Below are 8816 nucleotides of genomic sequence, written 5' to 3'. Positions count from 1 at the left end.
ACCGGAGCCGGTGATGATGATATCTTTGGTGACAATGGTCTGATTGAATACACTAACGGGCTTGCCGTACGACTGGTGTCTACGGATGTCGACGCAATCAGTACCGGTGTGGATATCATTGATGCCGGTGAGGGCAATAACCGGGTGATCGCAGGCTTTAACGCCGATACGGTTACCTCTGGTAGTGGCGTTGATGTGATACTGGGGGATGCGGGCGAGCTGATCTATCTCGATGATGTTCTCCAGCGGGCCACCACGGCTCAAACACCTTTAGGTGGTGCTGACACGATCAGAAGCGGCGATGGCGATAACCTTATTCTGGCAGGCGCCGGGCCGGACAGCGTTGAGACCGGAAACGGTGCTGACGTTGTTCTGGGGGATACCGGCGAAGTCATATACGAAACCGGTCAGCTGAAGAGTGTTATCACCAGTAATGAGGGTAACGGTGCTGACAACATCAGTACCGGTGCTGGCGATGACGTTGTCTTTGCTGGTTTGGGCAGCGATCTGATTAATAGCGGCGCCGATAACGATATCGTCATTGCTGATACCGGTATCCTGAATTATAACTTTACCTCTGAACCTGCAATCCTGATCAGAAATGATGTTGATCCGACGCTGGGTGGCGATGATATTGTTTATCTGGGTGCAGGTAATGATATTGGTCTGGGTGGTGCGGGTTCCGACACGATCAGCGGTCAGGATGGCGAGGATGCGATCTTTGGTGACTTTGTTGAAATTACCATATCGGCCACCGGGCTGAGGGACTTCCAGTCTACCTTACCGACCTTTGGCGCGAGTGATCTGCTCTCTGGTGGGGACGGCTTTGATATTATGGTGGGGGGTAGTGGTTTTGACTATTACGACGGCAGTTTCACCACCGATGTCATTCTGGGTAACTATGCCCGGATTCAGGACTCCGCTGACTTTACCTCGTTGTTGATTGTATCCGACCCAACTGACCGGGAGGTTATATCTGCCAGCCTGTTTAATATCTATGGGGCAGGGTCTGGTCCGTTTGCTGAGCGACCAGATGATATCTTTGTGGATCGGGAGAGTTCTGACGAATCGCCACTAAGGACAGATACCGCCTTGCGCTTAATGCCACTGCTGAATGGTGAAGAACTTTCCCGCATGACAGACAGTGAGCTGAAAGAGTTTTTACGGAATCTGCCATTACTTGGGGTAGAACACAGAAGACATTCCGGTCATATGGCCAAGCCTGGGCCTGAGCCAGAAGAATCGAAGCAACCGGCTGTACCTGTTGCAGCAGAAGATGCCATAATCCCAGCCACTGCGGTTAATCAGGCGGCAGAGACGTATGGATCATGGACGCCTGGGGATAACTATTCTGAGAACCGCTCTCAGGAGGATATTGCTGAAGAGGGAGGTGACTATTCGATAACCTCGAATGCATCCCTGTCGGATTCACTGGCGGTCGGACTTCTGTTAGCAGCCAATGTGGCGGGTCAGCGAGGATGGAAGCTGGGACGCTTAAGTGATGAAGAGGGTGTTATCCAGGGAGACTTGCAGGACTTGCGTAAAAAACAGTCCAGCCGGAAGTATTCGATCTGGCAGAAACAGGACTTTTAATTAAATCTTTCAAACGGAAAATATTGGGGAACATAGATGTCTGGCGATACTGTAGATAATAAAAAAGCAAGTGGACCTAAAATCCGGTGGGACGACAGCAAAATGCGTAGCACTTACGCAAATGTCTGTAATGTCTCGAGCACACGCGAGGAAGTGACTCTGTTATTTGGCACTAACCAGGCCTGGCGTGCAGGACAGAAAGAGGTGGGTATCGAGCTGACAGATCGTATTATCGTTAGCCCCTTTGCTGCTAAGCGTTTATCACTGCTGTTAAACAACGTCGTGGAGGAGTATGAAAAGCGTTTTGGTACCCTCGATGATGCCGGCATCAATAGAAATTAAATAACCGGAGTTGGCTGACGTCTGAACGCTTCGGTATGTTTGACATACCGGGGCATTTTTATATTTATAGAGATAACAAAGAATGTATTTATGGGTGTGATAACTGCTTCGTTGCCGGATTCTGTTCAGCAACTGAATGGGTTGCTGGATACCCATCATGAGAACTGGCATTTTACCTGGCTGGAGTGGCTGTGCAGTCAACTGCCTCAGGTACGTGTAGCATTAGTCGTCGCCGATGAAGCGCAAAGTGGACAGTTTCACTCGGTTGCTGTCTGGCCTGAAGAGGGGGGGCAGGACAAGTTATTACTGGATGCAACGGAAGAGACCCTGAAAAAAAAGCAGCCGCTCATCCTGCCTTTAAATGATGGTAAACATCATATTGGCAGTTACCCTGTTTTTGTTGATGGTGCCTTGCGGGCGGTTGTCACCCTGATGCTCAGTGCCGAGGATGAAACTGAGCTGCATAAAGCGTTGGCGCTGATCGAATATTGTGCCGGATGGCTTGAGTTACGCCTTTCCCGCAACCTGTTAAGTGTGGTTGCCCGGGATAATCAGCGTCAGCATATTGTCATCGACAGTATTGCTTATGTTCTCGGCGAACGTGATTTTGAACATGCGGCGCTGCGTTTTGTTAATCTGATGGGACAAAACCTGGATGCTGAGAGAGTGGTCCTGGGATTTGTAAAAAACGCTGAGTTAGAGGTTCATTCCCAGTCAGATAGTAGTGGTCATAGTAAAAAGCATGAGTTGGTGAAACTGACAACTCAGGCGATGCAGGAAGCTGTCGATCAGCAAGAATCCATTTTATGGCCCGAGCTGGATGATCATAATCGCGTCACCCATGCGCACAGTCAATTAGCCAGTGAAAAAGGCCAGCGAGCACTGATGACGGTCCCGCTGGTGGATAAGGAGTCATGCTATGGTGCGGTGCTTTTCGACCGCCCCTCAGAACACCCTTTCACCCGTGAAGAGCAACTGACGGCAGAAGCACTGACTAATTTCGTCGGGGTAGTGCTTGAAGAAAAGCGCCAGTCCAGTTTACCTCTGTATGCGTACATTTTCCGAAGCATTAAAAACCAACTGAGTCTTCTGCTGGGCCCGGGGCATCTGGGGCGCAAGATTACCCTGTTTTGCCTGCTGCTCTTATCGATCTTTTTTAGTCTGATGCCGGGGCACTATAACATCAGCGCGGATGCTGTTATTGAGGGCGCTGAGTTACGTTCTATCGTCGTACCCTATGATGGTTATTTACAGAAAGCTACGCTGAGGGCAGGCGATACCCTGAAAAAGGGAGAGCTGTTAGCCGAACTGGATACCCGCGAATTGCGCTTGCAGCTGATGAGCTGGGTAAATCAGGAAGCAACATCCCGGCGTAAGTATGAAGAGGCCCTGGCGCGAAGTGAGCGCACACAAGTGCAGATCAATAAGGCCCAGAGTCAGCGAGCCCGGGCTGAAATAGAGCTGCTCGAATACCAGATATCGCAAGCGGCAATGAAGGCTCCCTTTGATGCTCTGATTGTGTCGGGGGACCTGAGTCAGCGGATAGGCACGCTGGTTCGTCAGGGCGATGTGTTATTTGAGTTATCACCGCGTAGCGATTTCAGATTAGCGATGTATGTCGATGAGTTTCGTATCAATGATATCCGTCAGGGGCAAACTGGTCAGTTGGTGCTGTCTGCGCTGCCTGATCAGAAGTTCTCTTTCAACGTCACCCGCATAAACCCCATGGCGGAGGTGATTGAGGGGGCAACTGTTTATCGTGTGGAAGCCGATTTTGAAAACCGGGATGAGATGTTACGCGTTGGTCTTGAAGGTGTATCGCAGATATATGTTGACGACCGTCTGCTAATCAGTATCTGGACTCGGGGTCTGATTGACTGGATGAAACTCTGGTTGTGGCGTTTCTGGGGATAGTGCACTTGTATCAGCTGACTGACACGGAGTTATCATGAGCGCTAACCTGTTTTCCAGCGACTGGTATCAGATTGCCGAACTGAAGCCCCACCTGCGTCATCATGTGACGGTCAATGCACACCGCTACAGAGGACGACGCTGGTATGTCCTCGAAGATCATGTGACCGGTCAGGTACGCCGCCTTTCGCCGCAGTCTTATCTGATCGTGGGCCTGATGAATGGTGAACGGACCATCGACCGGCTATGGGAGTTATCGTCGCAGCGGCTGGGTGAAGAGATGCCGACCCACGAAGAGATGCTGCAGCTGCTGGCCAGTCTCTATCAGGCCAACCTGGTCAGCATGGATACCAGTGGTGATATCAGTGAACTGTTTGAGCGGGGAAAAGAAGCCGAAAGAACACGCTGGATGGCCAAGCTGAAGTCGCCACTATCAATTAAGATCCCTCTGCTCGACCCCGAACGTTTTTTAAGTGCAACGCAGAAATATCTGCAGCCACTATTCTCCATGGCTGCGCTATGCGTCTGGTGTGTAATGGTGATTGGCATGCTGGTGATGGTTGGCCAGCATTGGGATGAGTTAACGTCCAACGTGACTGACAGGGTATTAGCGGCGGATAACCTGCTACTGTTATGGTTTGTTTATCCGGTGATAAAGCTCTTACATGAACTGGGACACGGCTACTGCGTAAAGCGTGGTGGTGGCGAAGTTCATGAGCTGGGCGTCATGTTGCTGGTACTCCTGCCGATGCCCTATGTCGATGCCTCGTCAACCAATGCCTTCGCTGATAAGAAACAGCGTATTTTAGTCAGCTCAGCCGGGATTATTGTTGAGTTATTTATTGCTGCCGTGGCGATGTTTATCTGGGTGAATTCTGAACCCGGCATCGTTAAATCTATTGCTTACAACGTTATTTTCATCGCCGGATTATCCACCGTCATGGTGAATGGCAATCCGCTACTGAGGTTCGACGGTTATTACATACTGGCGGATTGTGTTGAAATTCCCAACCTGGGGCAGCGTGCTAATCAATACTGGGGATGGCTGACCAAGCGGTTTATGTTTGGAGTGAGTGGCCTGGCCTCCCCCGCGTATGACCGGCGCGAAGCGATCTGGCTGTTTGTTTACGGTTTTGCCTCCTACATCTATCGCATGTTCCTGATGGTCACCATTGTGCTGTTTGTGGCACAGAAATATTTCTTTGTGGGTATTGTCCTGGCGATATGGGCGCTGGTTGGGACATTAATTGTGCCAAACTTCAAACTGTTGAAAAAAGCCTGGCAAGACTCCGATATCCGGTCGGGACGGCGGAGTCCTTCAGTGATGATTCCAGTGACTGCCGGCATCGTATTGCTGCTGTTATGCGTACTGCCTTTGCCGTTGACCACCAGTGTTGAAGGTGTGGTGCAGATGGACAAGCAGCGTCGTGTTCTGGCTGAGGAGAGCTGTTTTGTGGAACAGTTACATAAACCCTCAGGTGTCACTGTTCATCAGGGCGACTTGCTGGTCAGTTGCACTAACCCTCAGCTGCGTAAAGAGCAATTAGTGTTACAACAGCAGTTCGCAGAGGCAAGTGCCGAACGGCAAGGTGTCTGGAACGACCCGGTTCAGTTAAAGATATACGATAATCAATTGTCGCGTTTAAGGTCGGAACTGAAAGAGAACGAAACAAGGCTCGCGTCCTTAAATCTATATGCTCAGGCGGACGGAACCTGGTCTCTGAGAAATCCTGCAGACCTTCCCGGGAGATTTGTGCGGCGGGGCGATCTGATCGGCTATGTCATAACCGATAATGATATTTCGATTCGAGGAATGGTACCGGAAGCCGATATTGAGCTGGTTCGGGACAGATCTGAAGCGGTATTTGCCCTGCAAACATCTGATCTGAATACCCGGTTGAAGCCGCAGAGCTGGTTTGTCTTTCCTGCTGCGACAAAAGAGCCCGTGAGTGGAATACTGACGGAATCGGCCGGGGGAGATATTATTATGGACCCTTCCAGCGCCTCAGATACCCCTCAGGCGCTGAGGCGATACTTCATCGTTGCGCTTGAGTTTGAACATTTTCCCTCAGTCTATGTTGATGAACGTATCCATCTGAAGTTTGAGCACCCGCCTGAGGCGATCATCTACCGGCTCTATCGTTTAGTGCGTCGTACTTTCCTGGAGTACTTCAGTGTCTGAGTATGCGAGTAAACAGCCGGTGATTGCCGGTTTACGTAACGAGTATAAATGGCAGGACAGTAATCGCCTCGATACCTTTCTCAAGCGATCAAAAGAGCTTGCGAATAAGCTCAATAATAGGCTGTTAAGGCGCAACGAGCGTATCGTCAACTCAATACTTAAACGCTCGGCAGCGCTTGAGCGTTGTACCGCTGATGAACTTGATCAGGCACTCATCAGCATTCGTCAGACACTGCGCCTGGAAGGGATCAGTACAGCGACCATTATCGAAGCCTTTGCCGTTATCCGGGAGGTGAGTGGCCAGGTGCTTGGTATGCGCCATCACCATACGCAAATCAGGACCTCACTGGCGATGCTGCGTGGCGGAATTGCCGAGATGGCAACGGGGGAGGGCAAAACTCTGGCAGCGACGCTGGCTGCTGCGACTGCGGGACTTGCTGGCATTCCTGTGCATGTGGTGACCATTAACGATTACCTTGCGGAACGGGATGGAGAAGAGATGTTACCGCTGTATGAGGCTCTGGGGTTATCGGTAGGGGTTATTGTTCATGAAAAGGAGTTACAGGAACGGCGGCAGATCTACGCCTGTGATATCTGCTATTGCAGCAATAAAGAGCTTACCTTTGATTTTCTGAAAGACAGCCTGGTACTGGCTCATAGAAAAACAACGCGCATTCAGCAGGCATCGTTACTGACGGGGGATTTATCCTGGTCAGACAATTTATTATTACGCGGTTTACATTTTGCCATCGTGGATGAGGCCGATAGCGTTTTTATTGATGAAGCCAGAACACCACTGATTATTTCCGGCCAGGAAAAGTTTGGTCAACGGGAAGAGCGCCTGTTGAAGACCGCCATGGATATTGCCGCAAAGTATGAAAAAGAGATCCATTTTAAACAGGATGAAAACTCTCAGATTCATCTTACTCCGGCTGGTCATGCGTTATTAATTGAGAGTTGTGAACCGCTCGATGGTCTGTGGAATAGCAGCTTTTATCGTGAACCGCTGGTGAAACAGGCTCTGTCGGCCCTGCATGTCTACCATCTGGACAGGGATTACATTATCGATGAAGAGGGTGCGGTGCAGATTGTCGACCTGTATACCGGTCGTGTCATGCCCGGACGCAGCTGGGGGCAAGGCCTGCAGCAGATGATCGAAATGAAAGAGAAGTGTGAACTGACCAAGCCCAGGGAAACCAATGCAGAGATCAGTTATCAGAACTTTTTCAGAAAGTATCATCATCTATGCGGTATGACCGGTACCGTCCGTGAGGTGGCCGGAGAGTTATTGGATGTTTATCGCCTGCGCAGTGAAACGATCCCCCTGCTGAAAAAAAGCCAGCGAAAGAAAGGCTTTCGTGAAGTGTATCTGACGGAAGCGGAAAAGTGGCAGCGGGTTGCACAACTCACCCATGAACTTGTGTCACAGGGGCAAGCGATACTCATCGGTACAAACTCGGTTGCATCATCAGAAGCGATCAGCGAGGTGCTGACCCGCGAGTCTATCAAGCATAAGATATTAAACGCACGCCAGGATAAAGAGGAAGCGGAGATCGTCGCTGTCGCCGGTCATCCCGGAGCCGTCATGGTGGCGACTAGCATGGCCGGGCGGGGAACAGATATCAAGCTGACTGAAGAAACACGGGCTTCAGGAGGGTTACATGTCATTATTACCGAGCTGCAGGATGCCGCCCGGATAGACCGGCAGTTAGCTGGGCGAAGTGCGCGCCAGGGGGATCCTGGCTGTGTCAGTGAGATCTTATCATTTGAGGATCAACTGGTTAAACGGATGGCCGGTCCGCTGCTGAGAAAGTTTTTAAAGGCCGTGAGCACGACCGGCATCAAGCTGCCTCATCGGTTGGGTTATCGCATTCAGCTGAGTTGCCAGAACAAACTATCGCGCAGTCATTACCGACAGCGTATGCAACTCATAAAAGTAGATACGCAGCGTCAGCGGACGCTGGCATTTACCGGGGATAAAAAATGAACAAACAACATGTCATGTTGATGCTTGCTGCAGGCCTTATTTTCACTCAGTTCGACACTGCTCACGCAGAAGAGCTGACCCTGTCAACGCTGGGTTGCATGTTAGAACCGAGTGAGAAAGTACAGATAAGTTCACCCGTCACCGGTGTTCTTGATGATGTGCAGGTTAAACGGGGTGACAGTATTAAAAAGGGTCAGTTGTTATTCCAGTTAAAAGCCGGTGTAGAAAGGGAGGCAGTTAAACTGGCAAATGTAAGAGCGGAGTTCGCTAAAAGAAAGCAGCAGCGCAACAAGGACCTGTATGACGAAGATATTCTGACCGCAAATGAGCGCGATGAAATTGAAACAGAGGTGCTGATTGCAAAGTCTGAGCTACGTTTAAAGCAGCAGGAACTTAAGCTGCGCAAGGTTTCCAGCCCCATTAACGGTGTCGTTGTTAACCGTTTCAACAATGAGGGCGAGTACGTGACGACAGACCCTATTTTGTCACTGGCCACATTAGACCCACTGCATGTGGATCTGCTATTACCCTCCAGCTATTTTGGCAAAATTTCGCTGCAGCAGGAATTTCTGATCAAGCCTGAGTCTGATGTGCTGGCTGCCAGCTCCGCCAGAGTGGTTATTGTCGATCCTTTAATTGATTCCGCCAGTGGTACATTTCGGGTGCAGCTAGTGATGCCGAATCCTGGAAATAAAATTCCTGCCGGTATCCGTTGTTCAGTTCAGCCGGTCAGTAACCCTTAAGGTCACCATGAGCTTCATGACGTGGACTTTAACGCTGCTGAGGTTCTGCCTCTTTCGG

At 50.4% G+C, this 8816-nt stretch carries 6 protein-coding genes; all 6 read left to right on the top strand.

Annotated elements, in window-relative coordinates; translation table 11 throughout:
- Nucleotides 1-1593, top strand: a 1593-nt coding sequence (locus BMY09_RS15625; protein ID WP_175483565.1) for a calcium-binding protein, incomplete at its 5' end; no start/stop codon positions are given.
- 36 nt (nucleotides 1594-1629) lie between these two features.
- Nucleotides 1630-1935 (top strand): DUF3467 domain-containing protein, encoded by a 306-nt coding sequence (locus BMY09_RS15620; RefSeq protein ID WP_091360175.1) that lies wholly within the window; start codon nucleotides 1630-1632, stop codon nucleotides 1933-1935.
- Nucleotides 1936-2025: 90 nt separating this feature from the next.
- On the top strand, nucleotides 2026-3849 hold the full coding sequence (locus tag BMY09_RS15615; RefSeq protein ID WP_091360173.1) for a GAF domain-containing protein: 1824 nt from the start codon (nucleotides 2026-2028) through the stop codon (nucleotides 3847-3849).
- A gap of 34 nt (nucleotides 3850-3883) precedes the next feature.
- Nucleotides 3884-6028, top strand: a complete 2145-nt coding sequence (locus tag BMY09_RS15610) for a hypothetical protein (protein ID WP_091360172.1) — start codon at nucleotides 3884-3886, stop codon at nucleotides 6026-6028.
- On the top strand, nucleotides 6021-8015 hold the full coding sequence (locus BMY09_RS15605; protein ID WP_091360169.1) for a preprotein translocase subunit SecA: 1995 nt from the start codon (nucleotides 6021-6023) through the stop codon (nucleotides 8013-8015). Before BMY09_RS15610 ends, BMY09_RS15605 begins: the two co-directional genes overlap by 8 nt.
- On the top strand, nucleotides 8012-8758 hold the full coding sequence (locus BMY09_RS15600) for an efflux RND transporter periplasmic adaptor subunit (protein WP_091360167.1): 747 nt from the start codon (nucleotides 8012-8014) through the stop codon (nucleotides 8756-8758). Before BMY09_RS15605 ends, BMY09_RS15600 begins: the two co-directional genes overlap by 4 nt.
- Nucleotides 8759-8816 lie beyond the last annotated feature (58 nt).

The organism is Amphritea atlantica (assembly GCF_900111095.1).
GTDB lineage: Bacteria > Pseudomonadota > Gammaproteobacteria > Pseudomonadales > Balneatricaceae > Amphritea > Amphritea atlantica.
The sequence above is the reverse complement of the archived record's forward strand: the minus strand, read 5'-3'. Positions and strand labels throughout refer to the sequence as shown.